This window comes from Mesorhizobium sp. M0152 (genome assembly GCF_040322415.1).
GTDB lineage: Bacteria > Pseudomonadota > Alphaproteobacteria > Rhizobiales > Rhizobiaceae > Mesorhizobium.
Map to the genome: position 1 here is coordinate 43,366 of NZ_JAMYTH010000009.1, position 26,991 is coordinate 70,356.

General features: G+C 62.8%; 24 protein-coding genes and 1 pseudogene. 17 read left to right on the plus strand and 8 right to left on the minus strand.

The features are described from left to right. Positions 1–6: 6 nt before the first annotated feature. The 4 genes from NKJ26_RS12055 to NKJ26_RS12070 all read right to left on the minus strand — a co-directional run bounded on the left by NKJ26_RS12055 (position 7) and on the right by NKJ26_RS12070 (position 3,585). Positions 7–450 (minus strand): PPC domain-containing DNA-binding protein, encoded by a 444-nt coding sequence (locus NKJ26_RS12055; RefSeq protein ID WP_352695401.1) that lies wholly within the window; start codon positions 448–450, stop codon positions 7–9. Continuing rightward, entirely contained in the window at positions 428–2,044 is a 1,617-nt protein-coding gene (locus tag NKJ26_RS12060; RefSeq protein WP_352695402.1) for a DHA2 family efflux MFS transporter permease subunit, read from the minus strand. The genes NKJ26_RS12055 and NKJ26_RS12060 overlap by 23 nt, the downstream gene beginning before the upstream one ends. Positions 2,045–2,052: 8 nt before the next feature. Next, a complete protein-coding gene (locus NKJ26_RS12065) occupies positions 2,053–3,279 on the minus strand; it encodes an HlyD family secretion protein (protein WP_352695403.1) in 1,227 nt (408 codons plus the stop codon). 138 nt (positions 3,280–3,417) lie between these two features. Next, positions 3,418–3,585: a hypothetical protein gene (locus tag NKJ26_RS12070; protein WP_352695404.1), complete on the minus strand. Its 168-nt coding sequence runs from the start codon at positions 3,583–3,585 to the stop codon at positions 3,418–3,420. Positions 3,586–3,752: 167 nt separating this feature from the next. On the opposite strand from NKJ26_RS12070, the gene NKJ26_RS12075 reads away from it, so the two are divergent. Genes NKJ26_RS12075 through NKJ26_RS12090 form a run of 4 tightly spaced genes read left to right on the plus strand, consistent with a single transcriptional unit; the run spans position 3,753 to position 8,165 of the window. Beyond that, positions 3,753–4,370 (plus strand): (2Fe-2S)-binding protein, encoded by a 618-nt coding sequence (locus NKJ26_RS12075; protein WP_352695405.1) that lies wholly within the window; start codon positions 3,753–3,755, stop codon positions 4,368–4,370. Position 4,371: 1 nt separating this feature from the next. After that, positions 4,372–5,394, plus strand: coding sequence for an FAD binding domain-containing protein (locus tag NKJ26_RS12080; protein ID WP_352695406.1), 1,023 nt, complete (start codon positions 4,372–4,374; stop codon positions 5,392–5,394). A gap of 2 nt (positions 5,395–5,396) precedes the next feature. Beyond that, a complete protein-coding gene (locus NKJ26_RS12085) occupies positions 5,397–7,676 on the plus strand; it encodes a xanthine dehydrogenase family protein molybdopterin-binding subunit (protein ID WP_352695407.1) in 2,280 nt (759 codons plus the stop codon). Positions 7,677–7,703: 27 nt separating this feature from the next. After that, entirely contained in the window at positions 7,704–8,165 is a 462-nt protein-coding gene (locus tag NKJ26_RS12090; RefSeq protein WP_352695408.1) for a RidA family protein, read from the plus strand. A gap of 40 nt (positions 8,166–8,205) precedes the next feature. Here NKJ26_RS12090 and NKJ26_RS12095 read toward each other — a convergent pair whose 3' ends face one another. Beyond that, entirely contained in the window at positions 8,206–9,915 is a 1,710-nt protein-coding gene (locus tag NKJ26_RS12095; protein WP_352695409.1) for an HAD family hydrolase, read from the minus strand. Between the two features lie 249 nt (positions 9,916–10,164). Between NKJ26_RS12095 and NKJ26_RS12100 the strand changes: the two genes are divergently transcribed. Further along, on the plus strand, positions 10,165–10,671 hold the full coding sequence (locus tag NKJ26_RS12100; RefSeq protein ID WP_352601084.1) for a YciE/YciF ferroxidase family protein: 507 nt from the start codon (positions 10,165–10,167) through the stop codon (positions 10,669–10,671). Positions 10,672–10,739: 68 nt separating this feature from the next. On the opposite strand, the gene NKJ26_RS12105 is transcribed toward NKJ26_RS12100, so the two are convergent. Continuing rightward, a complete protein-coding gene (locus NKJ26_RS12105; RefSeq protein ID WP_352601082.1) occupies positions 10,740–11,711 on the minus strand; it encodes an SDR family oxidoreductase in 972 nt (323 codons plus the stop codon). A gap of 232 nt (positions 11,712–11,943) precedes the next feature. Further along, on the minus strand, positions 11,944–14,406 hold the full coding sequence (locus NKJ26_RS12110) for a membrane-bound PQQ-dependent dehydrogenase, glucose/quinate/shikimate family (protein WP_352695410.1): 2,463 nt from the start codon (positions 14,404–14,406) through the stop codon (positions 11,944–11,946). 197 nt (positions 14,407–14,603) lie between these two features. Here NKJ26_RS12110 and NKJ26_RS12115 point away from each other — a divergent pair, with 197 nt between their 5' ends. The 12 genes and pseudogenes from NKJ26_RS12115 to NKJ26_RS12170 all read left to right on the plus strand — a co-directional run bounded on the left by NKJ26_RS12115 (position 14,604) and on the right by NKJ26_RS12170 (position 25,363). Then, positions 14,604–15,260 carry a cytochrome c3 family protein gene (locus tag NKJ26_RS12115; protein WP_502903104.1) on the plus strand — a complete coding sequence of 219 codons (657 nt, stop codon included), beginning with the start codon at positions 14,604–14,606 and terminating at the stop codon, positions 15,258–15,260. After that, positions 15,244–18,216, plus strand: a complete 2,973-nt coding sequence (locus NKJ26_RS12120; RefSeq protein ID WP_352695412.1) for a TAT-variant-translocated molybdopterin oxidoreductase — start codon at positions 15,244–15,246, stop codon at positions 18,214–18,216. Before NKJ26_RS12115 ends, NKJ26_RS12120 begins: the two co-directional genes overlap by 17 nt. Next, a complete protein-coding gene (gene nrfD / locus NKJ26_RS12125; protein ID WP_352695413.1) occupies positions 18,209–19,588 on the plus strand; it encodes an NrfD/PsrC family molybdoenzyme membrane anchor subunit in 1,380 nt (459 codons plus the stop codon). Before NKJ26_RS12120 ends, nrfD begins: the two co-directional genes overlap by 8 nt. Next, on the plus strand, positions 19,585–20,112 hold the full coding sequence (locus tag NKJ26_RS12130) for a DUF3341 domain-containing protein (protein WP_352695414.1): 528 nt from the start codon (positions 19,585–19,587) through the stop codon (positions 20,110–20,112). Before nrfD ends, NKJ26_RS12130 begins: the two co-directional genes overlap by 4 nt. Beyond that, positions 20,109–20,648 (plus strand): c-type cytochrome, encoded by a 540-nt coding sequence (locus NKJ26_RS12135; RefSeq protein WP_352601071.1) that lies wholly within the window; start codon positions 20,109–20,111, stop codon positions 20,646–20,648. Before NKJ26_RS12130 ends, NKJ26_RS12135 begins: the two co-directional genes overlap by 4 nt. Next, positions 20,645–21,778 (plus strand): hypothetical protein, encoded by a 1,134-nt coding sequence (locus NKJ26_RS12140; RefSeq protein WP_352695415.1) that lies wholly within the window; start codon positions 20,645–20,647, stop codon positions 21,776–21,778. Before NKJ26_RS12135 ends, NKJ26_RS12140 begins: the two co-directional genes overlap by 4 nt. Continuing rightward, on the plus strand, positions 21,771–22,271 hold the full coding sequence (locus NKJ26_RS12145; protein ID WP_352695416.1) for a hypothetical protein: 501 nt from the start codon (positions 21,771–21,773) through the stop codon (positions 22,269–22,271). Before NKJ26_RS12140 ends, NKJ26_RS12145 begins: the two co-directional genes overlap by 8 nt. After that, positions 22,268–23,023: an SCO family protein gene (locus NKJ26_RS12150; protein WP_352695417.1), complete on the plus strand. Its 756-nt coding sequence runs from the start codon at positions 22,268–22,270 to the stop codon at positions 23,021–23,023. The genes NKJ26_RS12145 and NKJ26_RS12150 overlap by 4 nt, the downstream gene beginning before the upstream one ends. Beyond that, positions 23,020–23,973 (plus strand): cytochrome c oxidase subunit II, encoded by a 954-nt coding sequence (gene coxB, locus NKJ26_RS12155; protein WP_352695418.1) that lies wholly within the window; start codon positions 23,020–23,022, stop codon positions 23,971–23,973. The genes NKJ26_RS12150 and coxB overlap by 4 nt, the downstream gene beginning before the upstream one ends. Continuing rightward, positions 23,970–24,596, plus strand: a pseudogene (locus NKJ26_RS12160) (cbb3-type cytochrome c oxidase subunit I); the annotation flags it as partial. The gene coxB and the pseudogene NKJ26_RS12160, both read left to right, overlap by 4 nt. A gap of 6 nt (positions 24,597–24,602) precedes the next feature. After that, entirely contained in the window at positions 24,603–25,112 is a 510-nt protein-coding gene (locus NKJ26_RS12165; RefSeq protein ID WP_352695502.1) for a cytochrome c oxidase subunit 3, read from the plus strand. Continuing rightward, complete coding sequence (locus tag NKJ26_RS12170; protein ID WP_352695419.1) at positions 25,109–25,363, plus strand: oxidase; 255 nt, start codon at positions 25,109–25,111, stop codon at positions 25,361–25,363. The genes NKJ26_RS12165 and NKJ26_RS12170 overlap by 4 nt, the downstream gene beginning before the upstream one ends. A gap of 410 nt (positions 25,364–25,773) precedes the next feature. Here NKJ26_RS12170 and NKJ26_RS12175 read toward each other — a convergent pair whose 3' ends face one another. Further along, entirely contained in the window at positions 25,774–26,964 is a 1,191-nt protein-coding gene (locus NKJ26_RS12175; RefSeq protein ID WP_352601055.1) for an NADH-quinone oxidoreductase subunit D, read from the minus strand. Between the last annotated feature and the right edge of the window lie 27 nt (positions 26,965–26,991).

Sequence of the window (26,991 nt, forward strand, 5' to 3'; positions counted from 1 at the left end):
TCCAGTTCAAGCGTCCAGATCGATCAACGCAATGCCAAGCTCCGGACGTCTGCTGCGGCGCAGACGGCCAGGCGCCTCCACCAGGGTGACCTCGAGCGTCGGCCGGACGATGCCTTCGAGCAGATGGCCACCTCTGGTACTGCCGTCGCTCAATCCGAACACCGCGTGAATATGAAGACTGGGCTGGCCATCGTCGCCCAACGCGATATCGCCGATCGCGCTCAGGACTTCGCATTGTTCGTCGATCGGGATTCTGCGGTAGGTCTTCGCATTCAGGTCAAACCAGCCGACGGTCGCTCTTTCGAAAGCCCCGATCGCGGTCAGGGAGGCACCGTCGAGCTTCTGGTCGGCCGCGAAGGCCGTGAGCGTGGTAAATGCTTCTTCGCCGGGATCGAGTACCACGACGAATGTCCTCTGCCCGTCGACCTCATTGACCAGCCGTGATTTCATGGCCCTGCTCCTCTTCTCGTCTGCGTGATTTTGGCGATCGCAGCAGCAGCGCTATCGGCACAAACAGCGCCGTTGCGACGGCGCAATAGCGAAAGACATCGACATAGGCGAGCAGCGACGCCTGTCGCGCTATCAACTGGCCGACCCAGCCGATCGCCTGCTGTTTGGCTTCGACCATGGGCGAGCCTTGAGCGACGAAGTGATCGGTCACTTCACGCAGCACCTGCTGGTAGATGGAGGACGATTGCGCGGTGTGGCCGACAAGGTTTGACTGATGGAGTTGCGCATTTTGAGCGATCACGGTGTTGGATAGCGACACGCCGATGCTGCCGCCTATGTTGCGGGCAACGTTGATCAGCGCCGATGCCTGGTTGGTCTGCTGCGGCGCCAGACCGACATAGGCCGCTGTTGAAATCGGGATGAACAGGAACGGCAGGCCGATCATCAGGAAGACGCGCGCAAAGGCAAAGAAGCGGAAGCTGGCGTCCGGGGTCAGCGATGTCATGTGCCAGAGCGCGACAGCGACGACGGACATGCCCGCCATGATCAGATATTTGGGCTGGATGAGACCCGCGGCGAATCCTGAAACCGGCATCAGCACCAGCATGGCGATGCCGCCCGGCATCATGGAGAGGCCTGACAGGGTCGCGGTGTACTCGAAGGCGGTCTGTTGCAGTTGCGGCATTAGCTGCGTGGTGCTGAACAGCACGGCGCCGACCGCCATCATTACCAGGAACGAGGTGCCGAACTGGCGGGTGAACAGCAGGCGGACGTCGACGACCGGATCTCGGTGGCTGAGCTCCCATGGGATGAGCAGCAGAAACGAGATCGCTGACAATACCGCAAAAGTCGTGATGAAGCTCGACGCGAACCAGTCGTTGCGCTGTCCTTGGTCGAGGAAGATTTCCAGGCTGCCGAGCGCGGTCGCGACGAGGATGAACCCGACAAAGTCTATTCTGAGTCCGCCTTTCAGCCGCTCGCGACGCTCGCGTTCGAGCACGTCCGGCTCGACGAGCAGCCACTGCACCAAGGCGATCGACATGACGCCGAACGGTACGTTGATGAAGAAGATCCAATGCCAGGAGAAATGGTCCGTCAACCAGCCGCCGATGGTCGGTCCGACCGTCGGCGCGACAATGACGGCGATGCCGTAGAGCGCAAATGCCTGGGAGCGTTTTTCGGGCGGGAACGTGTCGGCAAGGATCGACTGCTCGCTTGGTGCCATGCCGCCGCCCCCGAGGCCCTGCAGGATCCTGAAGACGATGAGCATCTCCAGGTTGGGTGCCAGTCCGCACAGCAGCGATGCGATGGTGAAGGTCGCCACGCAAAGCATGTAGTAGCGCTTGCGGCCGATCACGCTCGCCAGCCAGCCGCTGACCGGAATGACAACGGAATTCGCGACCAGATAGGTGGTGATGACCCAGGTGCTTTCGTCCATTCCGGCGGCCAGGCTGCCAGCGATGTTGCGCAGCGCGACGTTGGCGATCGAGGTGTCCAGCACCAGCATGAAGGTGGCGATCGAGACGATGATCGCGATCAGCCACGGATTGTGCTCGCCGGCAGCGGACCGGCTTTCGCTCTGGTCGCTGGCCATTTCGCCGCTCACCGCACCTTGACCGTCGGCACCACCGACAGGCCCGGGCCCAGCAGCACGCCGGGCGGTTTGTCGAAGACGATCTTCACCGGCACGCGCTGCACCACCTTGACGAAATTGCCGGTGGCGTTTTCGGCCGGCAGCAGACTGAAGGCGGTGCCACTGCCTGCCTGAATGCTGTCGACGCGGCCATGGAAGGATTTTTCCGGATAAGCGTCGATATCGATGTCGACGGGCTGTCCCGGCCGCATCAGATCAAGCTGCGTTTCCTTGAAATTGGCCTTCACCCAGACTTCGTCCGGAACAAACATCATCAGCACCTGGCCAGGCTGGGCATAGGTGCCATTGGCGACCGAGATGCTGGTTGCCCGCCCGGCAACCGGCGCGGTGATGGTCGTGCGGGCGAGCATCGTGCGTGCCTGCTCCTGGCTCGCCCTGGCCTGATTGAGCTTGGCTTCGGCGCTTTTGCCCTGTGCTTGCAAAACAGCGATCTGGCTTTTTGCACCAGCCACGCTGGCCTGGGCGTTATCGAGCGCAGCCTGGTCCTGGCGCAGCGTTGAAGCGGCCTGCTGCGCCTGTTGTTGCGTTGCGGTGCCCCTGGCGAGAAGTTCGCGGTTGCGCTGGTCTTCCGCCCTGGCGAAGTCGAGCGCCGCCTGGGCTTGCGCCGCCTGTTTCTGCGCCGCGTCGACCTTTGCGTTTTGTGCTTCTATCTGCGCCGCGACGTTGACAATCTCCGCCTGGGCTGCGGTGACCCCCGCATCGGCCTGCTTCAGGTTCGCCTGATAGTCGGTGTCGTCTATACGCAGGAGAACGCTGCCCGCCTTGACCGGCTGGTTGTCGGTGACCGCGAGGTCGGTGATACGTCCCGATATTTCGGCGCCGATGGTAATCGTGCGCGCATCGATGAAAGCGTCGTCCGTCCATTCATACTGGCGGGCGTACAACCACCAGATCACCACGCCCGCCACGATGAGCAGTAGCACAAGGGCGATTGCAGCCGCCCAGTAGGGATGGCGCCTGGGAAAGCCGAGCAGATTGGACTTCTGCGGCTTGCTGTCCTGCGGTCCGCCATCCTGGGACCTGTCGTCGCCCAGCTCCCGTTGTGCGGAATTTGACTGGCTGCCGCCCCGCTGCTCCTGGGTTCGCTGCTCTTCGGTTTGCTGCTCTTGGGTTCGCCCGAAACCGTCGTCGGCGGGAATCGTGTCGGGCTCGGTTTTCTGAGGTTTCGTATCCAACGGAATAACTCTCAGCAATATGAGGGGATTGTCCGCGGCGGCGGACGCGGGTCAACGGCAAGGCTTGGCAAAAGTTCCTGATGCGAATTCGGACCACGGGATGAAAGGTAACGTCACTCCGGCAGCCTTGCCCGGGGTTCATCCGACCGCGATGCGCACCAACAGCGCCAGCAACACGATGCCGACCAGGCCGGCTATGAAGATGATCCGGCGCGTACGGGTTCGCAGTATGATCTCACCTTGCCGTGCCTGTTCGGCCGAGAACACCGGCCCATCATCGCCGTCGTCGTGCCGATCATCGGTCATGATCGTCTCCTTGCGTTCTCGGAAGACAACTATTGCCCGACGGGCGAAGTTCCGGCGGCACCCGGCCCGGCCGGTAAAGAAATGATCACAGGCTTGTGAGGCGCGGAACTTTGTATCCTGCTAGCGGTTCGGCCCGCTTAGGGACTCCAGCCAGCCGGAAGCCAGCCATGTCCAACTCCACGATCCCCAACAGCTTGAGCAGACGCACCTTCATGACGGGCTCTGTTTCGGCAGCAGCGGCCATGCCGCTCGCGACCACGTCGACGCAAGCCGCCCCGCCGGAACCCGCTAAAGCGGCCGCGCCGCGCGATCTTTCGACGATTTCGATGCGTATCAACAAGCAGGCCTACAAGTTTGCGCTCGACAACCGCACGAGCCTGCTGGACGCCTTGCGCGATCATGCCGGCCTGACCGGCACCAAGAAGGGATGCGACCACGGCCAGTGCGGGGCCTGCACCGTGCTCGTCGATGGGAAGCGGGTGCTTTCCTGCCTGAGTTTCGCCGTCATGAACCAGGGCCGTGAGATCACGACCGTGGAGGGCCTGGCTCCAGCTGGTGGAGATTTGCATCCGATGCAGCAGGCCTTTGTCGACCATGATGCGTTTCAGTGCGGCTATTGTACGCCGGGCCAGATCATGTCCGCCATCGGTTGCGTCAACGAAGGCCATGCCGGGTCGGACGACGAGATCCGCGAATATATGAGCGGCAATCTATGCCGGTGCGCGGCCTATCCGAACATCGTCGCAGCGATCATCCAGGCGCGCGACGAAATCAGGAGGGCCTAGGATGCATCCCTTCCTCTATGAGCGACCGACGAGCGTTTCCGCGGCGATCGCCACGGCGGCCGAACCCGGCGCGAGACATGTCCAGCCGACACAGGCCAACACCCAATTCATCGCCGGCGGCACCAATCTGGCCGACTATATGAAACTTGGTGTCGCGCAGCCGGAGCGGTTGCTCGACCTGAACAATCTCGCCGAGCCGGCGCTGCGGCAGATCAGAATAAGCGATGATACCATCCGCTTCGGCGCGTTGGTCCGCATGGGCGAAGCAGCCGACAACAAGGAGGTCAGGCGCCGTTGCCCGCTCCTTGCCGAGAGCCTGCAACTCGCCGCCAGCGGCCAGCTTCGCAACATGGCGAGCCTTGCAGGCAATGTGCTGCAAAGAACGCGGTGCGAGTATTTTCGCGAGATATCCTGGCCATGCAACAAGCGCGAGCCCGGTTCCGGCTGCGCCGCGATGGAAGGGGTCAACCGGCAACATGCCGTGCTTGGCACCAGCGACGCCTGCATCGCCACTTACCACGGCGATTTCGCGCAGGCGCTGATCGCGCTCGATGCGGTCGTCGAGGTGGAGGGACGGCGCGGTTCGCGCAGAGTACCGTTCGCCAAACTGCATCGGCTTCCGGGCGACACGCCCGAAATCGAAACGGATCTCGCCGCCGATGAAGTTATCGTGGCAATCGCCGTTCCTTTCGACACATGGAGCCGTCGCTCGCGTTACCTGAAGATACGCGATCGCGAATCGTATGCGTTCGCGCTGGCCTCGGCCGCGGTTGCGCTGGACATGGACGGAGAGATGGTCAGGCAAGCGCGCATCGCGCTGGGCGGCGTCGCGACAGTGCCGTGGCGCGCCAGGGCGGCGGAGGCCGCGCTGCGCGGCAACGTCCTTGACGACAAGAGCGCGGCGGCCGCGGCCGAAGCCGCTTTTGCCGACGCCAGTCCACGCCAGCACAACGCGTTCAAGGTGCCGCTTGGTAAGCGTACGCTGGTGCGGGCCCTGCTCGAAACACGCGACATGAAGGTCTGACGATGAACCAAGCTGCTCCTGCGCCGAAAGAAAACATGGGAAATCCTGTCCCCCGGATCGACGGGCGCCTGAAGGTCACCGGGCAGGCCGGCTATCCCGCCGACCTTGCCGTGGCCAATGTCGCTTACGGCGCGCTTGCCACCAGCACCGTTGCCAAAGGCAGCATTTCCGCCCTTCACCTCGATAAGGCCCGTGCCGTGCCGGGCGTCATCGACATCGTCAGCGCCGGCGATATGGACCAGATCGACGAGCCCAAATTCGGCAATACCGCGGCGAGTTCGATCGGTCCCCTGCACGACAAAACCATCTTCCATGACGGCCAGATCATTGCGCTGGTGGTGGCCGAAACATTCGAGGCCGCCGAAGAAGCCGCTATGCTGATCCGTGCCGATTATGCGGCCGAAACGCCCAGCGCCGGCTTCGATTCGAAAGGCGTGGAGATGGAGCCGGCGGCCGGCAAGAGCCCGTTGTTCAAGGAGGACGTCAAGGCCGGGGATTTCGACGCCGCCTATCAATCCGCGGCGGTGAAGATCGACCAGAAATACTCGACGCCAACGCAGCACCACAATCCGATCGAGCTGTTTTCGACCACGGCCATGTGGCAAGGCGATCAACTCACCGTTCATGAGCCGAGCCAGAATGTCACCGGCTGGAAAACCGAACTCGCGCGGCAGTTGAAGATCGACCCGGCCAATGTCCGTATCGTCAGCCCCTATATTGGCGGCGCGTTCGGCTCCAAGGGACCGATGACCGCCCGTACGGCAATTGTCGCGGTTGCTGCCCGCCGCGTCGGCCGGCCGGTCCGCTGCGTCGTCAGCCGCATGCAGGCTTTCAACACCCAGACCTACCGGGCGGAAACGCGCCATCGGATCCGTATCGGTGCGAACAAGGATGGCCACACCACCGCATTCGCGCATGAAGGCTGGGAGGTAACGTCGCGTCCCGACGCCTATGTCGTCGGCGGCACCTCGGCGACCGGCCGCATGTATAATTACGGTTCCGTGCTCACCCATGTTTCGCTGGTGCATGCGGATCGCAACACGCCGGGCTATATGCGCTCCCCGCCCGAAACGCCCTATGTCTACGCGCTTGAAAACGCCATGGACGAAATGGCCGTGGCGCTTGGCATGGATCCGGTCGAATTCCGGCGTATCAACGAGCCTGAAAAGGAGCCGATCGGCGGCAAGCCATTCTCCAGCCGGTCGCTCATCAAATGTTACGACCAGGCCGCCGAGGCCTTTGGCTGGTCGAAGCGGGACGCCGCTGTGGGTTCGATGCGCGATGGCGACTGGCTGGTCGGCATGGGCTGCGCGACCGCCATCTATCCAACTGCCAGCGCGCCATGCGCGGCCCGTGTCCGCCTGACCGACGATGGCCAGGTTCGCGTCCAGTGCGGTTCGCACGAGATTGGCACCGGCGTGCGCACGGTTGCAGGACAGATGGCGGCCGAGAGACTTGGCGTCGACATCGACAAGGTGACCGTGGAGATGGGCGACAGTGCCTTGCCGCCGGCGCCGGTGTCAGGTGGCTCGATCTCGACGGCGAGCGTCTGCTCGGCGGTTATGAAGGCTTGCGACGCCGTGCGCCAGAAGCTCTTCGCCGCGGCAATTGCCGGAGACGGGCCATTGGCCGGCTCCGGCAATGCAAGGCTGGAAATGGACCAGGAGACAATCGTTGCAAGCGGCGGCAAATCCGCCAGGCTGTCGGATGTCTTCAAGGCGATGCAGGTCGGCGCGATAGAGGAATACGCCGAATTCGCGCCAAAGGATTCAACGCCGGAAGCACTGAAGAAACTCTATGCCGGACAGCCGGAATTCCACGGCGGCGATCAGGACAAGGATTCGGTGAAATATGCGTTTGGCGCGGAATTCGTCGAAGTTCGTGTCAACAGCTACACACGCGAAATCCGGGTGCCGCGCGTCGTCGGTGCCTTTGCCGCCGGACGCATCATGAACACGCGCACCGCGCGCAGCCAACTGATGGGCGGCATGATCTGGGGCGTTGGCCAGGCTCTTCACGAGGCGACGGAAATCGATCGGCGCGATGCCCGCTATGTCAACCGAGACCTGCAGGACTATCTGGTGCCGGTCAATGCGGACATCAAACAGGTCGACGTCATCCTGGTCCCGGAGGTCGATCCGGACGTCAATCCGGCCGGCGTCAAAGGACTTGGAGAACTTGGCAATGTCGGGACCGCGGCCGCGGTGGCGAGCGCCGTCTATCACGCCACTGGCAAGCGCATTCGCGACCTGCCGATCAGGATTGACGATTTGATAGGCTGACGATCAGGGGTGGCGCAGGACGGGAGCATGGATCTCGTAACCCATAAGAAATTCAAGAACGGCCGGTTGATGCCGTGGGGAAAAGGCACCGTCGTCACCGGAGCAAATGGATTTGTCTACCTTTGCGGAAACACCGCGACCGCCGACGACTATGACCCGATGGGCAGAAAGGGAGGTGGCTTCGTCGGCGATGCGGCCGCGCAGTGGCGCGCAATTCTAACGAACATCAAATCAGATCTGGAGGAACTCGGCAGCGCACTCGACTATCTCATTCGGCTGACCTTCTTCATCAAGGGGCCATTTCCCGACGGCGGCGTTCTGAGTTCCCCCAATTTTCGCCTGGACGTGCTGGACGCGTTCTTTGCCGAGCATTGCCCGAAGCACTGTAGCTATAACAACCCGCCGCCCTCTGAGGTGATCGGGGTTGCAGCGCTCGCGCAAGCTGACATCGTCGTCGAGATTGTCGCGGTTGCCGCGCTGCCGGACTGAGAGAATTCCGCGCGCTAGTGACGGCCGAGGGCTCTCGACCTCATTCCGGTGCAGTCGCGGGAGCTGTGTAGCGGCGGCGCACAGCGTCGAGCACGCGTTTGCGGCTCTCCTCGGCCGAGAGCGTATCGTCCTTTTCCGCCTCGGCGGTTTCGCTCGCCAGGTCCTTATCCCTGATCTGCTGGCGGAACCACTTCGAATAGTCGCCGGCGCGCAAGTGGAACTCCCAGGTCTTGTCGTCGATACCTTCGGCAATCTGAGCGAATATCGTCAGATTGTGGGCCCTGAGCTTCATCGCGTCGTCGGGACCGCGGAAATAGAAACTGCCGGCTTCGTCGAGTTGCCCCTCGGCATATTTGCGGCTGTGCCGCTTGAGCGATTGCCGCGGCTCGACCACCTTGACCATGGCCGGCTTCTTCCGCTTTTCCGGTCGCCAGAACAACACGCGCTCGCCCTTGGGCGAGGGAATGTCCTTCGGCGGTTCAATCCCTGTCTCGTGGCAGAATACTTTCACGACCTCCTTCGCTTTGGGTCCAAGGGCAATAATGGCTGTTGCCAGGCGCAAGGCATCGGTCGAGAGCGCCTCGGGGTGAACGGTGATCAGGATCGTGCCCGGCAATTCCAGCGACAGCACCGCGCGCGTATCGTCGCGCCGCTTGGGGAGAAGATGATGCGCTTCGTCGATGACCAGCCAATGCGGTCTTGCGGTGCGGCGGCGGAAGCTGCTGAGGCCGGGCAGCAGGTCGGCAAAGAAATCGGGCCGTTCATTGACGCGCAGCGCCAACCCATTGATGACGATATTGCTGTCCGGGTTCTCGACCAGGTCCAGCACTTGCGCCTTTGTCGGCACGGTCGCGCCGTCGCCCAGCCGGATGGCGCCTTCGAGCCCGTCATAGTCGCCCTCTGGATCGAAGATGCAGAACTGAAACCGGCTCTCGACGAAGCGCTCCGTCAGTGCGGTGGCCAAGGTGGATTTGCCGATGCCCGAACTGCCGGCGATGAGCACGGTGTCGGTCGGCGACAAATAGATATCATCGCCGTCGGCCGTCCCAAGCACAATGCCACCGCGGCGCCGCGGCACGAGATCATGGTCACGCTTCATGAGTTTGCCGATCAGTTCTTCCACGCCCTTTCCGCGGGCACCATGGGTCACCAGATCCGCAGTGGTCTTGACCGCTGGAAGCGCATTGTCGACAGCCACACTGCAGCCGCAGGCCTGGAGGAAGGCGTGATCGTTCTCGGCGTCGCCGATACCGACCACATTATGGGTCGAAAGCCGAAGATCCTGGAGGGCGGCGGCCAGTCCCGTGGCCTTGTTGGTGCCGCTCGGCAGGATCATCACCGCGCCCTTGTTGAAGATGATTTCCAGCTCAAGCCCCAGTTTCTTGATAATCTCCAGCACCGCTACCTGATGGGGCTCCCAGGTCGCGACGATCGACCGCCCGACCGAAAGCGGCTTGACGCCGTGCTTCTTCAGCCTGGCGACGAACTTAGGCTCGGGTGAGGGGGAAATCACCCGTTCTTCTTCACTTGCCGGCGTGTAGATCAGCGCTCCATTCTCGGCGACGACCTTGTCGAACAGGCTGACTTCGGGAAAGACGCGTTTCAGGTCGGGCAGTTCGCGCCCGGTGACAAGAACCAGCTTGCGGCCACTTTTCTTGAACCGCTCGAGGGCGGTGAGCGTTTTCCTGGCAACGATCCCGTCATGGGCAAGCGTGCCGTCGTAGTCCGTCGCCAACGCAATGAAATACATTCTACCGACCTTCTTCCAGTGCCCGTTCGCCCAGCGTCTGGGGTAGAACGTGTGATCGAGACAAAGGCTCCGATCGGGAGCCGAGCGGCTCGCATCATTCTGAAGGTCCGGTGACGGTTTTGCTCCCCAAATCAGGAACTCCTCCGGTACCGGGAACGTTGAGCAGGTGAGCCGGGATCAGCTACCGGCGCATGCCCGCGGCGGCCAGCCGCCGCCAAAATTCACCATGAGCACAGGAAAGGTAACGCCATGGGCTTCTTTTCGAAGGACATCAAGACACTCGACGATCTCTTCGTGCACACGCTGCGCGACATCTACTACGCCGAAAAGCAGATCGAGAAATCGCTGCCGAAGATGATCGACAAAGCAACCGATCCGCAATTGAAAGCCGGCTTCGAAAAACATCTCGACCAGACCAGGGGCCATGTCGAACGTGTCGAGCAGGTGTTCGAGTTGCACGGCGTCAAGGCCAAGGAGGTCAACTGCCCGGCAATCGACGGCATTCTCGAGGAGGCCGACGAGGTGAGCGGCGACGTCGACGACAAGGAAGTTCTCGATGCGGCGCTGATCGCCTCGGCGCAGGCCGTCGAGCATTACGAGATAACCCGCTACGGCACGCTCATCGCCTGGGCCAAGCAGCTTGGCCGCAGCGACTGCGCCAACGTGCTGGTCAAGAATCTAAAGGAAGAGCAGGCGACCGACCGCAAGCTCACTGAGATCGCGGAAAGCAAGGTCAACCTGCAAGCCGCCGAATAAGGCCGCTCCCTCCAGTCGGCTGGCCAGCGCGGCGGCTGGCCACCGACGCTGCGCCGGCAATTTTTACATCAGTAACCGCCGATCACCGGCAGGATCTCGCCGGTGATATAGCTCGAGCATTGCGGCGAGGCGAGGAACACATAGGCCGGCGCGAGTTCTTCCGGTTGCGCCGGTCGCTTCATCGGCGTGTCCGCGCCGAATTTCGAGACGGCGCCGGCTTCCTTGTCCGACGGGTTGAGCGGTGTCCACACCGGACCGGGCGCAACAGCGTTGACCCGAATGCCCCTGCTGATCAGATTGCCCGAAAGAGCCCGCGTGAACGCATGAATGCCGCCCTTGGTCATCGAATAGTCCACCAACTGCTTTGAGCCGTCTATACCGGTCACGGAACCGGTGTTGATGATTGCCGAGCCCGGCTTCATATGCGGCACGGCTTCCTGCGCCATGTGGAAATAGCCATAGAGGTTGGTCTTCAGCGTCGTGTCGAAATGCTCCTCGGTCAGATCGCTGAAGTCGCTGGAATGGATCTGAAAGGCGGCATTGTTGACCAGCACGTCGATCTGTCCGAACTTGGCCATCGTCTCCGCCACCGCCTTGCGGCAATGGTCGCGTTCACTGACATCGGCTTTTATCAGGATGCAGCGCCGTCCCTCGGCTTCGACCATGGCCTTCGTCTCCTGCGCATCCTTGGTCTCGGCGAGATAAACAATCGCGATATCGGCGCCCTCCCGCGCGAACAGGATAGCCACGGCGCGACCGATACCGGAATCGCCGCCCGTGATTACCGCGACCTTGCCGTCGAGTTTCTTGGAGCCGAGATAGAACGGCGCCTCGTAGAGTGGAGCCGGTTCGAGCGCCCATTCGTGCCCCGGCTTCGGCTGATGCTGTTCCGGGAAAGGCGGCTCGGGATATTGGCGGGCTCCGGCCTGCATGGCGCCGCCGTTTCCGCCATCGGGCTTCGATTTGTCCTTGGCGTCGACCTTGCGCTGGATATGACGTTGCTTCGCGGCCTCGGCGGCTGTTTCCGATTTCATCTGCATGTCTGTCTCCTCGACGTGGAGCACGAACAACGCATATCCGGCCAAAAAGTTTATGGCCGCCAGCGTCATTCCTTCAATCGGGCGACACGCTCGAGAAATGGCCTTGAAGCATTGGCGGATGGCCGATCACCCGAAAGGATGCGGGATGCCACCCGCGCAGTTCAAGCGCCGCCGTTACGCCGATCGGACCGCGCCGAAGATCAGGATGGAGGCCTGGCGCGCCATCGCGACATCAGCTTTTCGGCAGCGCGTAAGCGATGATGTCGTCGCCGATCTTCGTTTCCATGAAATGATGGCCGCCGGGCGCGATCACGACATATTGTCGCCCGCCTGCTTCATAGGTCATGGGGTTGGTCTGGCCGCCGGCCGGCAGGTCCGTTTCCCAAACCACCTTGCCGGTCTTGATGTCGATCGCGCGGAATTTATCGTCCGTGGCGGCCGCGATAAAAATCAGCCCGCCCGCGGTCACCAGCGGCCCGCCATTATTCGGTGTGCCGATGTCGATCGGCAGCAATGACGGGATGCCGAAAGGCCCGTTCTTCACCGCGCTGCCAAGCGGCTTGTCCCACAGCGTCTTGCCGGACTTGAGGTCGATAGCGCGGATGTGGCCGTAGGGTGGCTGCGAACACAGCAGGCCGGTCGACAGCCGCCAGCCGGCATTGACGCCGATCGCATAAGGCGAGCCTTTCTGGGGGTCACCCTTGTCCCTGGCATCCTTGGAACCGCCTCCTTCATCGATCGACCTGAAGCCCATGTGGTCTGCCTCGTCGCGCGGGATGAGCTGGTCGTAGTTGGGCATGTCGTTGTAGTTGGCGACGAGAATGCCGTTCTTTGCGTCGACGGCGATGCTGCCCCAATCCGAGCCGCCATTGTAGCCGGGATATTCGATGAAGGGTTTGTCGACGGTCGGCGGCGTGTATTCACCCTGGTAGGATGCCCGGTGGAACTGGATCCGGCATATCAGCTGGTCGAGCGGGCTCATGCCCCACATGTCCTTCTCGGTCAGAACGGGCTGATTGAGGTGGGCATAGCTGGAATAGGGTTGCGTCTTCGACAATCTGTCGGGTTCCACGCCGCCCGAAGGGACCTGGCGCTCCTCGACCGGGAATAGCGGCTTTCCCGTCTTGCGATCCAATACGTAGATCTGCCCCTGCTTGCTCGGAACGATGATTGCGGGGACGTTTCCGGTCGCTGCCGGGAAATCGACCAGCGTCGGCTGCGAACCAAGGTCGTAATCCCAAAGATCGTGATGGGCGGTCTGAAAATGCCAGGCCGGCTTGCCTGTCGCGACGTCAATGGCAACGATCGAGGAGTTGTATTGATCTTCGAAATCCTTGCGATCCACGCCGTAATAGTCGACGGCTGCGTTGCCGAGCGGCAAATAGACATAGCCGAGTTCGGGGTCGGCGGCGGCGACTGTCCACATGTTTGGTGTGCCGCGTGTGTAGGTGTCGCCAGCGGGTGGCGCGCCGGAGCGGTCGGGATGGCCCATATCCCAGGCCCAGACCAGCCTGCCCGTCGCTGCATCATAACCCCGCACCACGCCCGAGGGGGCATTCTCCGCCTGGCCGTCCTTGACCTGTGCGCCAACCACGGCGATGCCGCGCACGATGACTGGCGGCGCGGTGACCGAATACCAACCGGGCACGGTTTTGCCGATACCTTCGGTCAGATCGATCGCGCCCTGCTGGCCGAAGCCTGGGCAGAGCTTGCCCGTCCTGGCGTCGACGGCGATCAGCCTGGCATCGAGCGTGCCTTCCAGGATCCGGGTCGCGCAAGGCTGGTCGGCATTGGCGCCCGGGAGTTGGTAATAGGCGACACCACGGCACGTCGCTCCATACGGAATGGCATTGTCGGCCACTTTCGGATCGTAGCGCCATTCTTCCTTGCCGGTGACAGCGTCGAGCGCGATGACGATGTTCTTGGCCGAGCAGGCATAGAGGTGGCCGCCAACTTCCAATGGTGTGTTTTCCGGCGAATACTTATCGGCGGCCGCCTTGCCGGGCATGTCGCCGGTGTGGGCGTGCCAAGCCGGCGTCAGCATCGTCACATTGCCGGCCGTGATCTGATTGAGCGGTGAATAGCGTGTCGCCAGTTCGGATCCACCATAAAGCGGCCAATCCTCCCCGGCCTTGTGGATCGACGTGTCGGCCGAGGCTGGCGCCGACACGGCGCCGGGCTGGACGGCCGCCGACGGCGCAGCCCCCTGCGAGCGCGCCCAAGGTGCGATTTGAGGAAGCCCGACCGCACCGGCGACTGCGAACAGGACGATCGAGGCCGCTGCCTGCGCGGCATAGCCGGTGAGCCGGGCGGCGTCGTTGCCGAAGCTGGGCAAGGTCAGCAGGACGAAGATCAGGATGACCGTCGGCGCCAACACGCGTGGCATCAGAGCCCAACCGTCGGCCCCCACCTCCCACCAGGCCCAGATCAATGTGGCCACCCAGGTCAAGGCGTAAAGCCATACTCCGGCGACATTGCGGGAAAGCAGCAACGCGCCTGCTGCCAGCAAGCCGATGCCAGCTGGCAAATAATACCAGGATCCGCCCAGCGCGATGAGCCAGGCGCCGCCGGCGCCGATCAGCAAGCCAAGGACGACCAGCAGCGCGCCGACGAACATTCTCCACCAGAATGCAACACCTGATCGGCGGCGGAAACCTGGTTGTTGCGAATGGAAACCTGCGGCGTGATCGGTCACGATGCACCTCCAGCGGCAATAAAAGCTCTATGTCCCCGAACGCGTGGCCGCATCGATAGTTGCCGCTGGGCGGATCTGAAGAAACCGGCGCGGCTCACCATTCTGTGATCTATGCCGCTGGGCTCGGAACCTTCCCCGCAAAACCGCCGTTACCTCTCCTCAACGAGGACTTGCTTCAAACGAAAACCCGGCGAGAGATGCCGCAGGTCTTTTCAAAAAGCGCCAACGGCATTTCGCGCCTTGTTCTGTGGGGCGCATGTTTCATGGCGATCTTTGCGGCCGTGGCAGGCACTGCGATATTGCGATCGGACTTCGTCACGGGTGCCCACCATCCAATGGCGCAGCCTGTCCCCTTCAGCCACAAGCACCATGTCGGCGACATCGGCCTAGACTGTCGCTACTGCCACAACGGCGTCGAAACGTCGGCCTCGGCGGGGCTGCCCGCGACCGAGGTCTGCATGACCTGTCATTCGCAGCTCTTCACCAATGCGGAAATGCTGGCACCGGTGCGCGCAAGCCTTGCCTCGGGACGACCGCTGCAATGGCAGCGGGTGAATTCCGTGCCGGATTTCGTTTATTTCAACCATTCGATCCACATCGCCAAAGGTGTCGCATGCGAGACCTGCCACGGCGATGTCGACGATATGCCGCTGATGCAACGGGCGCATTCGCTGTCGATGGAATGGTGCCTGGGCTGCCATCGCGATCCGGCTCCCAATCTTCGCCCGCCGCAAGATGTTTTCCTCCTGCATTGGAAGCCGCCGCAAGACATCGAACAGATCCGGCGCTCGCTCATCAGCATCCTCGATATCCACCCCAAGACGATGACGGACTGCTATGTCTGCCATCGCTGACAGACAGCCGGATCTTGCGGCGCTGAGGCTCGCCGCGGCGGGCCGTGAGCCATGGCGCGGCCTGGACGAACTGGCCGACACGGCGGAGTTTCGGCGTTTCGTGGAGGCGGAGTTTCCGGCGATCGCCGAACGCCTGCCACTCAGTCTGGACCGGCGCACTTTGTTGAAACTGATGGGCGCGTCGCTGTCGCTGGCAGGTTTGACCGCGTGCAGCGAGGCTGAACGCATCGTGCCTTACGTGCACCAGCCGGAGGACGTCATTCCCGGCAAACCGCTCTATTACGCAACCGCTCTCGCCAGTGATGGCTACGGCATCGGCGCTGTGGTCGAGAGCCATGAGGGCAGGCCGACCAAGATCGAGGGCAATCCTGATCATCCGGCATCGCGCGGCGCGACCGATGCCGTCATGCAGGCCGCGGTGCTGTCGCTGTTCGATCCCGAACGATCCCGCGCACCGCTCAAGCAGGGCGAGCCGGCAAGTTATGGTGATTTTCTGAAGGAGATCGCTGGCTTGGCCGGCGGGTCGATCGCGTCTGGCGGGCAAGGCCTGGCGCTGCTGGTCGAGGCGACGACATCACCGACGGCCAAAGCCCAGATCAACGCGCTCAAGGCGCGCTATCCCAGACTTCGCGTCTTCCGGCACGATCCGCTTGCGGCCGGTTCCGGAGAACAGGCAACGGCGAAACTGTTCGGCAGAGCGCTGACACCGATCTACCATTTCGACCGCGCCGATGTGATCGTCAGCCTTGACGCCGATTTTCTCGGCGATGGTCCGGGGCGCCTGGCCTATGCTCGACGGTTTGCGGACCGGCGGCGCGTACGCAAGGCGACGGACACGATGAGCCGCCTCTACGTCATCGAATCGACGCCTACGATCACCGGTGCCGCGGCCGATCATCGCCGCGCAGTCAGGCCAAGCGCTGTCGAAAGCATCGCGGCTGCAATCAAAGCGGCTCTCGAGGGCGACAATCGCGCGGCCGGCCGGCCGCTGCTTGAGCCGGCATGGGCAAGCGCACTTGTCGAGGATCTGCGCGGGGCTGGCCGCAATGCACTGGTGGTGCCTGGCGCGCACCAGACGGAATTCGTCCATGCCCTGGCCTTTGCTATGAATGCCAGGCTCGATACCATCGGCAACACGCTGGAATTCATTGAGCCGCCCGACGCCTTGGGGGCCGACGGCGACCTTGCCTCGCTCTGCCAGGCGATCGCTGGCCGCTCGGTCGACACGGTCGTGGTGCTCGGTTCCAATCCCCTGCATACGGCGCCGTCGGATATCGACGTGCGCAAGGCCTTTTCGGACCTCAAGCTTCTCGTCCACTGGGGACTCTACCGCGACGAGACGGCATTCCTGGCGCGGTGGCACATTCCCGCAGCGCACGAACTGGAAGGCTGGAGCGACATCCGCGCCTATGACGGTACGGCCTCGATCGTGCAGCCACTTGTGGAGCCGTTGTTCGGCGGCAAGAGCCTGCACCAGCTGCTTGCCGCGCTCGGTGGTGAATTCAACGCCGATATGCAGGCACTGGTGCGCCGGACATGGGCGGCCATGGATGAGCCGGCCTGGCGCAAGGCGCTGCGCGACGGTGTCGTGCCGAACAGCACCGCGCGCCCCGTCGCCGTCGGCATGGCGGCGGATATCGGCGCGGGTGCGCGGCGTGTCTCCGCCGACGGCCCGCTGGAGGTTCGCTTCGTCGCCGATCCCTGGCTGCGCGACGGCCGCTACGCCAACTCTTCGTGGCTGCAAGAACTGCCGCGCCCGCTGAGCAAGCTGGTCTGGGGTAATGCGGCGTTGATCTCGCCTGCCACCGCGCAGCGCCTGGGGCTTGGGAACGGGCGCATGGTCAACCTGGCGCGAAACGGCAGGGATTTGGACGCGCCGGTCTGGATCACGCCTGGCCAGCCGGACAATACCGTGACGCTGTCGCTAGGTTTCGGGCGCAAAATCGGTTCGGTCGCCACGATGGCCGAAGGGTACGACGCCTTTGGCCTGCGGACCGCTGATGCGGCCTGGTTCGCCGATGGTCTGGTGCTGACCGTGCGCGACGGCTCGGCGCGCGTGGTGACCACCCAGCATCACCAGGCGATGGAGGGCAGGGCGATCATCCGCCATGCGACGCTCGATGCCTTCAGGCATGATCCACATTTCGTGCGCGACGGCGCGCCGACCGAGCCGACCGAATCTCTCTATCCGGATTGGAGCTATGACCAGGAAGCCTGGGGCATGGCGATCGACCAGTCGGCCTGCATCGGCTGCATGGCCTGCGTATCGGCTTGCCAGGCCGAGAACAACATCGCGACCGTTGGTCCGGACGAAGCGGCACGCGGCCATGAAATGCACTGGCTGCGCATCGATCGCTACTATGCCGGCGCCATCGACGATCCCGATATCTTCTTCCAGCCCGTGCCGTGCATGCATTGCGAGAAGGCGCCATGCGAAGTGGTCTGTCCGGTCAACGCGACCACGCATACGCATGACGGGCTGAACGCGCAGGTCTATAATCGCTGCATCGGCACGCGCTATTGTTCGCAGAACTGCCCCTACAAGGTGCGGCGGTTCAATTTCTTCGGCTATCAGGAGTTCGACAAGCAGAGTGCGGGACCGCAACAGGCGGCGCATAATCCCGACGTCACCGTGCGGTCGCGCGGCGTCATGGAAAAATGCACCTATTGCGTCCAGCGCATTTCGGAAAAGCGCATCCGCGCGCAGATCGAGAACCGCGAGATTGCCGATGGCGAGGTGGTGACCGCCTGCCAGCAGGCATGCCCGACGCAGGCGATCGTTTTCGGTGATCTCAACAAGAAGGGTTCAGGCGTTGAACGCGAGAAAGCGGCGCCGCACAATTATGCGCTGCTCGAAGAGCTGAACACGCGACCGCGCACCACTTATCTCGGCAAGATCACCAACCCGAACGTCCGGATTGCCGGGAAAGCGCGGGCGGAGGCCGCCGATGGCTGACGCGGCCGGCATCAGGGCCAAAAACGCCCCGCCGCGCCTGCCGGTGCTGCGCGGACGGCACGATTTCCCGGAAATCAGCGGCCGCATCAGCGCGATCGTGCTGGACGGAAAGTTGCCCCGCCTGTTCTGGGTTGCGTTCTTCGTCTGCTTCGCCTTCGTGCTGTTGTTCCTCTATTCCATCACCTACCTGATTTCGGTCGGCATCGGCGCCATCGGCATCGACATTCCCGTCGTCTGGGGCACGATGATCTCCAACTTCGTGTGGTGGATCGGGATTGGTCATGCCGGCACCCTGATCTCGGCAGTGCTGCTGCTTCTGCGCCAACCCTGGCGCGCCTCGATCAACCGTTTCGCCGAGGCGATGACGCTGTTTGCCGTGGCGATGGCCGGGCTCTACCCGATCCTGCATCTCGGCCGGCCGTGGTTCTTCTACTGGCTGCTGCCGCTGCCCAACACCCATATGCACTGGCCGCAATGGCGCAGTCCGCTGGTCTGGGATTTTGCCGCGATTTCCACATACGCCACCGTCTCGCTGCTGTTCTGGTACATGGGCCTGCTGCCGGACCTCGGCGTGTTGCGCGACCGCGCCAGGTCACGCTTCGCGCAGCTCTTCTACGGTATCCTGGCGCTTGGCTGGCGCGGCTCGGCCTTCCATTGGGCGCGCTACCAGACCGTCTATTTCCTGATGGCCGCGCTTGCGACGCCGCTCGTCGTCTCGGTGCATTCGATCGTCGCGCTCGACTTCACCTTTGCCATCACCCCGGGCTATCACTCGACGATCTTCCCGCCTTACTTCGTCGCCGGCGCGCTGTTTTCCGGCTTCGCGATGGTGCTGACCATTGCCATTCCCTTGCGCTGGGCCTTCGCGGTCGAAGATCTGATCACGCTGCGCCACATGGACAACGCCGCCAAGCTGATGATCGCGGCCGGCATGATCGTCGCCTACGGCTATACGTCGGAAGCGTTCTTCGCCTGGTATTCGGGGCAGCCCTACGAGCGCGCCATGATGGCCGAGCGCGCCGTCGGGCCCTATGCGCCGCTGTTCTGGACCATGCTCCTGTGCAATTGCGTCGTGCTGCAGCTGCTTTGGCTGCGCCGCGTCCGGCTCAACATGCCGCTGCTGTTCTCGATCGCGCTGGTCATCAACATCGGCATGTGGCTGGAACGCTATGTCATCGTGGTGACGGGGCCGAGCCGCGACTACCTGCCGTCCTCGTGGGGCGAACAATCGCTGACCTGGCTCGATTTCGGGATCCTGTTCGGCTCGATCGGCACCTTCTTCGCGCTCGTCTTCCTGTTCATCCGCATCCTGCCGGCAATCACCATCTTCGAGGTCGAGGAACTGGCCGAGGAGAAGGGCGGCGCGGCATGAGTCTCTACGGCATCATAGCGGCGTTCGCCGATCCGGACACGCTGACGCAGGCGGTTAGTGCGATGCGCGACAAGGGCTACCGGCGCATGGACGCGTTCTCGCCGTTCGAGGTGCGCGGCCTCGCCGATAGTCTCGGCATGCGAAAGACGCGCCTGCCATGGGCCGTGCTGTCGGGCGGCGCTGTCGGCGCCGTGCTCGTCTACACGCTGATGCTCTATTCGGTCGAGATCGACTATCCCGTCAATGTCGGCGGCCGGCCGCTGCATTCCTGGCCGCCTTTCCTGGTGATCGCCTTCGAGGCGGGCATTCTCGGCGCGGCCCTGGCGGGCTTCTTCGGCATGCTCTGGGCAAACGGTTTGCCGCAATATTACCATCCGGTCTTCAACGCCGCGACCTTCACCTACGCTCGGGGCGGCAAGTTCTATCTGCTCGTCGAAGCGGCCGACCCGAAGTACCGCAAGGGCGTCACCAAGCGCCAATTGACACGACTTGGCGCCGAGACGGTCGAGGAGGTGGAAGCATGACGGCGTGGAAGCTCCTGCTGCTCGTTCTCCCGCTGATCGCGGGCTGCAAGCAGGATATGGCGGACCAGCCGCGCTACGATCCGCTTGAAGGCAGCAAACAGTTCGCCGACGGCATGTCGGCGAGGGCACCGGTCGAAGGCACCGTGACGCACGATGCCGACCTTGCGGCGGTGCCGAACAGATTTCCGTATCCGGTTACAATGACTCTGCTGCGACGCGGACAGCAGCGCTTCGACATCTTCTGCTCGCCTTGCCATGGCCGCACCGGCGACGGCCACGGCATGGTGGTTCAGCGCGGCTTTCCCGCGCCGCCGAGCTACCATCAGGATGCGCTGCGCAATGCGCCGGACCGGCATTTCTACGATGTCATCAGCAATGGCTACGGTGCCATGTATTCCTATGCAGCGCGCGTGCCGTCGGCCGATCGCTGGGCGATCGTCGCCTATATCAGGGCACTGCAGTATTCGCGCTACGCACCAGCCGGCGCATTGCCGGAAGATCTGCGCAGCAAGCTCGACGCGGAGCCAGCGCGATGAGGCGTCCAGCATGGCCCGATGGGTATTCCGCCCTTGCGGCTGTCGTGGCCGCCGCAGGGCTTGCGCTGTGCGGCGCCGGCCTGTTCCTCGACCCGCGCACCACGCTGGCCGGCTGGCTGACGGCAGCGCTGTTCTTGCTCGGACTGCCGCTTGGGGCGATGACGATCCTGATGGTGCACGGACTGACCGGCGGGCGCTGGGGCGATGCGCTACGCCCGCCCTTGCGTGCCGTCGTGGCGACCTTGCCGCTGGCATTGCCGTTGCTCCTGCCCGTCCTGGCGCGGCCCGATCTGGTGTTCCCGTGGGCGGCAGCGGACCAGGCCACCTTGCCGGAGGCGGTGCGACAAAAACTCGCCTACCTCAACGTGCCGTTCCTTGTCGCACGCTTCGTCGCCTGCGCGCTGGTCTGGCTGGTGCTGGGCTGGCTGACGATCACCTGGACCGCGCCCGACCGGCGTGGACCCAGGAGCGGCAGAGGATATGCTATCGGGCTCGTCGCCCACGGCCTTGCGATAACGGCGTTTGCCATCGATTGGATGCTGTCGATCGAGCCGGAGTTCACCTCGACCATCTATGCAATGATCGAAGCCGCGGCAGAGGTCGTCGGTGCGTGCGCACTGTCCTTGACGATGATGGCGGCAAGCCGCGCGATCGAGACAATGCCCGGTGGCGAGGAGGATGTAGCGCTTGGCGAAGACCTCGCCAACATGCTGTTCGGCTTCGTTCTGTTATGGACCTACCTTTCCTTCATGCAGTGGCTGGTCGTCTGGGCTGGTGACCTGCCGGAAGAAATCCACTGGTACATAGTCCGCGGCCAGGATGGCTGGCAGGTTCTGCTTTGGTTTATCATAGCGCTGCAATTCGCAGTGCCTTTTGCCGGCTTCCTCAGCCGTCCGGTTAAGCGTAGCCATCGCGGTTTGCTGGGGCTCGGAGCGATTGTGCTGGCGGGACATTTCGCCGATGTCGTCTGGCGCGTGCGCCCGTCACTATCCTCCGCCGGCGCGCAACTGTCCTGGCCGGATCTGGCAGCGATGGCGGGGGCGGGCGGCGTGTGGTGCGTGGGGTTCTTCCATGCGCTTGCACGGCCGGATCGCATTTGGCTTTGGCATGGGAGGCACGCCCGTGGCTAAGGCCCTGCATCCTGAAACCGGTGATGTCCGGCCACGGGCGATCGTGCTTTTCGGCCTCGGCCTGCTCATCTTTGTGGCGCTGGTAGCGATAGCGCTGAAGCTGCTTTTCAACACGACGCCATACTGGCCGCTGATGGAGGCCCGGACGAAGGGTAGTGAAGCAAATCCCGCATTGCAGCGCTCCCCGGGACCTGACCTCGCGGCATTCCGTACGCTGGAAGACAAGGAACTCGGCAGGCTTGCCTGGGTCGACCGCAGTGCCGGTATTGCACGCATTCCAATCGAAGATGCAATGAAGCTGATCGCTGTTCAGGGACTGCCGGACTGGGGACGGCAAGCTGGTTCGGCCGCTCAGGATTGCGCCTTGCTCGAAGGCCAGGTTCCAAGGGTTTCGCAAGCCCGAAACTGTCCTGCCGCGGCTGGCGGAACACCGCCAGCCGATCGTGCGCGTCGCCTGGGCACTGCCTCGCCGATCAATGGAGTGGCGCCATGACACGGTGGTTCGTTGTCATGGCTTTCCTGCTCGCTCCAATCCGCCTCGATGCGACGGAGCGGCCGTCCTTCGACCCGCAGATCGGTGCGCAACTTGGCCTCGATACCGTTCTTCAGGATATTTCCGGTGGCCAGATGACACTGTCCGGCATTCTCGGCGGGCGCCCGGCGCTGGTGATCTTCGGCTATGACAAATGCCCCAATCTCTGTGGCGTGACGCAGCAGGCGGTGGCATCCGATCTGAATAAAACCGGCCTCGACCCGCAGAGCTACCAAGCGCTTTTCGTCTCGATAGATCCTTCCGAAACGTCTCAGGATGCAAGAATAGCCAGAGCCGAAATCGCGCAGTCGGCGGGTCAGGACGGGCTGTCGGCCTGGCGCTTTCTAACCAGTGCCGGCGGGGCGGGGGCCGTTCTTGCAGCAGAGGCCGGCATCACCTTCGACCGGCGCGACCGCATCGCCCAATTCGTCCATCCGATCGCCGTCATCGCGCTGACGCCGCAGGGGCGGATCGCACAGGTGCTGCCGGCGCTGACCTTTGAGCCGCGCGATCTCAAGCTTGCGCTGATCGAGGCATCGGCCGGCCGGCTTGGGTCCATCGCCGACCATGTCTTCCTGCTCTGCTCCGGTTTCGACAGGTCGAAGGGCCGGTACACCTCGGCAATAGAGGCTGTCGTGAAGATGGCGGGCGTAGCGACACTTCTGGCGCTTGGGGCAACCCTGTTCATGTTTACGCGGCGGAGGCGGATTTGAATTTCGGCATCCCCTTCACGCCACCCGAAGCCTCTTCGATAGCCGGCAGCGTCGACACGCTATTCTACACCTTGCTTGCTTTCACGATTGCGTTGGGCGCCTTCCTGGCCGGGCTGGTCGTTTTCTATGCGATCAAATACCGAGCCGGCTCCAAGGCCGACCGCACGGGAGAGCGTGGACGAAGCCTGCCGCTGGAACTGACCTGGACGGTTGCGAGCATACTGATCGCTTTCGTCATTTTCGGATGGGGCGTAGTGCTCTTCCTGCATCGCGAGCATCCGCCGTTGGACGCGCTCGAAATCGCCGGCCTCGGCAAGCAGTGGATGTGGGAGTTCCGCCATCCAGGCGGCCAGCGCGAGATCAACGAACTGCATATCCCTGTCGGCAAGGCCGTGATCGTGTCACTGGCATCGCAAGATGTCATCCACTCCTTTTTCGTGCCGGCCTTCCGGGTCAAGCAGGACGTCGTACCTGGGCGCACGACACATGTCTGGTTCATCGCTGAAGAGCCCGGACGTTTCCATCTGTTCTGCACGCAATATTGCGGCACCCAGCATTCGGAGATGGGCGGTTGGGTGACGGCGATGCCGCCCGAAGCCTATGCGGCGTGGCTTGGCAACCAGGGTCACGCCGAAACGCTCGCGGCAGACGGGGAGAGGCTGTTTCGCGCCCTTGGCTGCTCCGGCTGCCATGGCAATTCGAGCAAGGTGAGGGCGCCGGATCTGGCCGGAATATTTGGACGGCCGGTGCCGCTGAACAACCGGCAGACGGTCATCGCGGATGAGCGCTATCTGCGCGATTCCATCCTCAATCCGAAAAAGGAAATCGCCGCCGGCTACGAGCCGGTGATGCCGAGCTTCGATGGCCTTGTCGATGAAGGAGAGATGCAGATGCTGCTCGCCTATCTCAAATCGCTTTCGGCACCGGCGACAGGCGAGGCAAACCAATGAGCACCGAGGCGCTGAGTCCTCCGGGTTATCTGAGCGAAGGCGCCGGTCCCGCCGCGTGGCTGCTGACCACCGACCACAAGCGCATCGCATGGCTTTACCTGGCCTCGCTCACCGCCTTCTTCTTTCTTGGCGGCGCGTTTGCCGTGCTGATGCGCGTGGAGCTAGCCACACCTTCCGGCGATCTCGTCTCCGACGACAGCTACAACCGGCTGTTTTCGCTGCACGGCATCATCATGATCTGGTTTTTCCTGGTGCCGTCGATCCCGGCAACGCTCGGCAATTTCCTTTTGCCGCTGATGGTCGGCGCGCGCGATCTCGCCTTTCCGCGCCTCAATCTCGCGAGTTGGTATGTGTTCATGCTGGGCAGCATGTTTGCCTTGTTCTCGGTGCTCGCCGGGGGCGTCGATACAGGCTGGACCTTCTATACGCCGCTCTCCACGCTCTATGCCAACGGCTTCGTCTCGATGGCCGCACTGGGCGTCTTTATCGTCGGCTTTTCGACGATCATGACCGGCATCAATTTCATCGTCACCGTTCACACGCTGCGGGCGCCGGGACTGACATGGTTCCGTCTGCCGATCTTCGTCTGGACGATGTACGCGACCGGCGCGATCCTGCTGGTGTTTTTCATGGCAAGGATCAGCTATGGCGCTGCCTTTGCCGCCGCATCGCAACGTCTGTCGTTGCCGCTCGGCACGCTCAATACGGTCGTGCTGATCACATCCAGCTTCGCCATGGCGCTCGCGCATCTCTACTCCAGTGCCGGCCGCTGGCGCGCCGCGCTCTGGTCGCTTGCTGCAACGGTGCTGCTTGGCCTTGGTTTCCTCGGCATCAAGACAGCGGAATACACGATGGAGTTCCGCGAAGGCATCGCACCGGTGCTTGGCGCGCCTTTCACCTATGACGGGCCGGATCGGGTGCATGCCGAATTCTTCTTCGGGCTTTATTTCGCGATGACCTCGCTGCATGCACTGCATCTCATTGGTGGCATCGTCGTCATTGCCGGCATGCTGATGTTGTGGACGCGTGCTAACGAAGCCAGCCGCCTTCGTCGCGTGCACGCCATCGGCCTTTACTGGCACTTCGTCGACACCGTCTGGGTCTTCCTGTTTCCCGTTCTCTATCTGATCAACCGATGAGCGAATTTCGCAAACTTGCGTTCGCATATCTCGGGCTTCTGGGTCTGCTGGTCCTGACGGTCGGCTCCAGCTTCTTCGCCCTTGGCGGATTGAATTCGGTGCTCAATCTTGTGATCGCCGGGGGCAAGGCCGGGATCATCGCCCTACTGTTCATGCAACTGGCCGCGGATGGCGTCCTGCCGCGCCTCGCCGCGGCGACCGCCGCCCTGTGGCTGGCCATTCTGTTTGGATTGACCTTGATCGGACAGTGAGCGGGTGTGGATCGCGCCATCGGCGCCATCGCGCATTTCGCATGTGGTGCGCGGTCGATTGCAGCGAGGCGGTGGCGCCGGATTCCGTCGTCGACCAGACCGTGCGGCGCGCCACGCAACAGGCACGCGCATGTACGATCTTCCTACACGAGGGAGTGCATGAAAGCGGTACTCGGGGGCCAGGACGGTTCATCGTTCCGCGGCAATGCAGAACCCTTCTATCTCTTTGTTCCGGCAGGCGGAACCCGTTTCACGGCTTTCCTGGAATGGGCTAAGGCGTGTAGCCCATTCCTGCCAACGCCGCCAAACCCGCAAGCAGGCCCAACGCGATGACAAGGTCAAAGTGACGCTCCAGGAATTCGCGCTGTTTCTGCCAGTTGTGTCGCATGTGTCAAACTCCTCGCGTCGACTCAGCGGTCGATCTCGCCAAACACGATGTCGAGTGATCCAATGATCGCGGCAACGTCGGCGATCATGTGCCCTCGGGACAGAAAGTCCATCGCCTGCAGATGGGCAAAGGAAGGCGCGCGTATCTTACACCGGTAGGGAGTATTGCTCCCGTTAGAAACCAGATAGACGCCGAATTCGCCTTTCGGCGCTTCGACAGCGGCGTAGACTTCTCCGGCCGGTACACGATGCCCCTCAGTGTAAAGCTTGAAATGCTGGATCGTGGCCTCCATCGACCGTTTCATCGTGGCGCGTGGTGGCGGCGTGATCTTGCGGTTGGGGATCGCCACCGGTCCTTGGCCTTCCGGCGACCGCAGCTTTTCCAGGCACTGCCTCATGATCCGGACCGATTGGCGCATCTCCTCCATGCGCACGAGATAACGATCGTAGCAGTCCCCGTTCTTGCCGACGGGAATGTCGAAATCCATCTCCGGATAACATTCATATGGCTGAGCCTTGCGCAGATCCCACGATGCGCCGGACCCGCGCACCATCACGCCGGAAAAGCCCCAGGCCCAGGCGTCGTCGAGCCCGATTGCTCCGACATCGACATTGCGTTGCTTGAAAATCCGATTCTCGGTGAGCAGGCTGTCGAGATTGTCGCAGGCCCGGAGGAAAGGATCGCAGAAGTCCCAGATGTCGTCGAGAAGCTTGGCAGGAAGGTCCTGGTGCACGCCACCGATCCTGAAATAGTTCGCATGCATGCGGGCGCCCGAGGCGCGTTCGTAGAAGACCATCAGCTTCTCACGCTCGGCGAAGCCCCAGAGCGGCGGGGTCAGCGCGCCGATGTCCATGGCCTGTGTCGTAACGTTGAGGAGATGCGACAGAAGCCGGCCGATTTCGCAAAACAGGACACGGATAAGTTGCCCACGCCTTGGCACCGATATTTCGAGCAGTTTCTCGGCGGCGAGGCAGAACGCGTGCTCCTGATTCATCGGCGCGACATAGTCGAGCCGGTCGAAATAGGGCAGCGCCTGCAGATAATTCTTGTATTCTATGAGTTTTTCGGTGCCGCGATGGAGCAAGCCGATATGCGGATCGGCGCGGTCGACGATTTCGCCGTCGAGTTCCAGCACAAGTCTGAGAACCCCGTGGGCCGACGGATGCTGCGGTCCGAAATTGATGGTGAAGTTGCGGACGGCGGCTTCCGTCATGACGGCTCTTCCCGCGGCACCTGCGTT

What these genes read in the sequence shown, in the direction of transcription:
- NKJ26_RS12055 (WP_352695401.1), bottom strand. Translation starts at nt 450, where the DNA reads ATGAAATCACGGCTGGTCAATGAGGTCGACGGGCAGAGGACATTCGTC.
- NKJ26_RS12060 (WP_352695402.1), bottom strand. Translation starts at nt 2,044, where the DNA reads ATGGCCAGCGACCAGAGCGAAAGCCGGTCCGCTGCCGGCGAGCACAAT.
- NKJ26_RS12070 (WP_352695404.1), bottom strand. Translation starts at nt 3,585, where the DNA reads ATGACCGATGATCGGCACGACGACGGCGATGATGGGCCGGTGTTCTCG.
- NKJ26_RS12075 (WP_352695405.1), top strand. Translation starts at nt 3,753, where the DNA reads ATGTCCAACTCCACGATCCCCAACAGCTTGAGCAGACGCACCTTCATG.
- NKJ26_RS12080 (WP_352695406.1), top strand. Translation starts at nt 4,372, where the DNA reads ATGCATCCCTTCCTCTATGAGCGACCGACGAGCGTTTCCGCGGCGATC.
- NKJ26_RS12085 (WP_352695407.1), top strand. Translation starts at nt 5,397, where the DNA reads ATGAACCAAGCTGCTCCTGCGCCGAAAGAAAACATGGGAAATCCTGTC.
- NKJ26_RS12090 (WP_352695408.1), top strand. Translation starts at nt 7,704, where the DNA reads ATGGATCTCGTAACCCATAAGAAATTCAAGAACGGCCGGTTGATGCCG.
- NKJ26_RS12095 (WP_352695409.1), bottom strand. Translation starts at nt 9,915, where the DNA reads ATGTATTTCATTGCGTTGGCGACGGACTACGACGGCACGCTTGCCCAT.
- NKJ26_RS12100 (WP_352601084.1), top strand. Translation starts at nt 10,165, where the DNA reads ATGGGCTTCTTTTCGAAGGACATCAAGACACTCGACGATCTCTTCGTG.
- NKJ26_RS12105 (WP_352601082.1), bottom strand. Translation starts at nt 11,711, where the DNA reads ATGCAGATGAAATCGGAAACAGCCGCCGAGGCCGCGAAGCAACGTCAT.
- NKJ26_RS12115 (WP_502903104.1), top strand. Translation starts at nt 14,604, where the DNA reads ATGCCGCAGGTCTTTTCAAAAAGCGCCAACGGCATTTCGCGCCTTGTT.
- NKJ26_RS12120 (WP_352695412.1), top strand. Translation starts at nt 15,244, where the DNA reads ATGTCTGCCATCGCTGACAGACAGCCGGATCTTGCGGCGCTGAGGCTC.
- nrfD (WP_352695413.1), top strand. Translation starts at nt 18,209, where the DNA reads ATGGCTGACGCGGCCGGCATCAGGGCCAAAAACGCCCCGCCGCGCCTG.
- NKJ26_RS12130 (WP_352695414.1), top strand. Translation starts at nt 19,585, where the DNA reads ATGAGTCTCTACGGCATCATAGCGGCGTTCGCCGATCCGGACACGCTG.
- NKJ26_RS12135 (WP_352601071.1), top strand. Translation starts at nt 20,109, where the DNA reads ATGACGGCGTGGAAGCTCCTGCTGCTCGTTCTCCCGCTGATCGCGGGC.
- NKJ26_RS12140 (WP_352695415.1), top strand. Translation starts at nt 20,645, where the DNA reads ATGAGGCGTCCAGCATGGCCCGATGGGTATTCCGCCCTTGCGGCTGTC.
- NKJ26_RS12150 (WP_352695417.1), top strand. Translation starts at nt 22,268, where the DNA reads ATGACACGGTGGTTCGTTGTCATGGCTTTCCTGCTCGCTCCAATCCGC.
- NKJ26_RS12165 (WP_352695502.1), top strand. Translation starts at nt 24,603, where the DNA reads ATGGCAAGGATCAGCTATGGCGCTGCCTTTGCCGCCGCATCGCAACGT.
- NKJ26_RS12170 (WP_352695419.1), top strand. Translation starts at nt 25,109, where the DNA reads ATGAGCGAATTTCGCAAACTTGCGTTCGCATATCTCGGGCTTCTGGGT.
- NKJ26_RS12175 (WP_352601055.1), bottom strand. Translation starts at nt 26,964, where the DNA reads ATGACGGAAGCCGCCGTCCGCAACTTCACCATCAATTTCGGACCGCAG.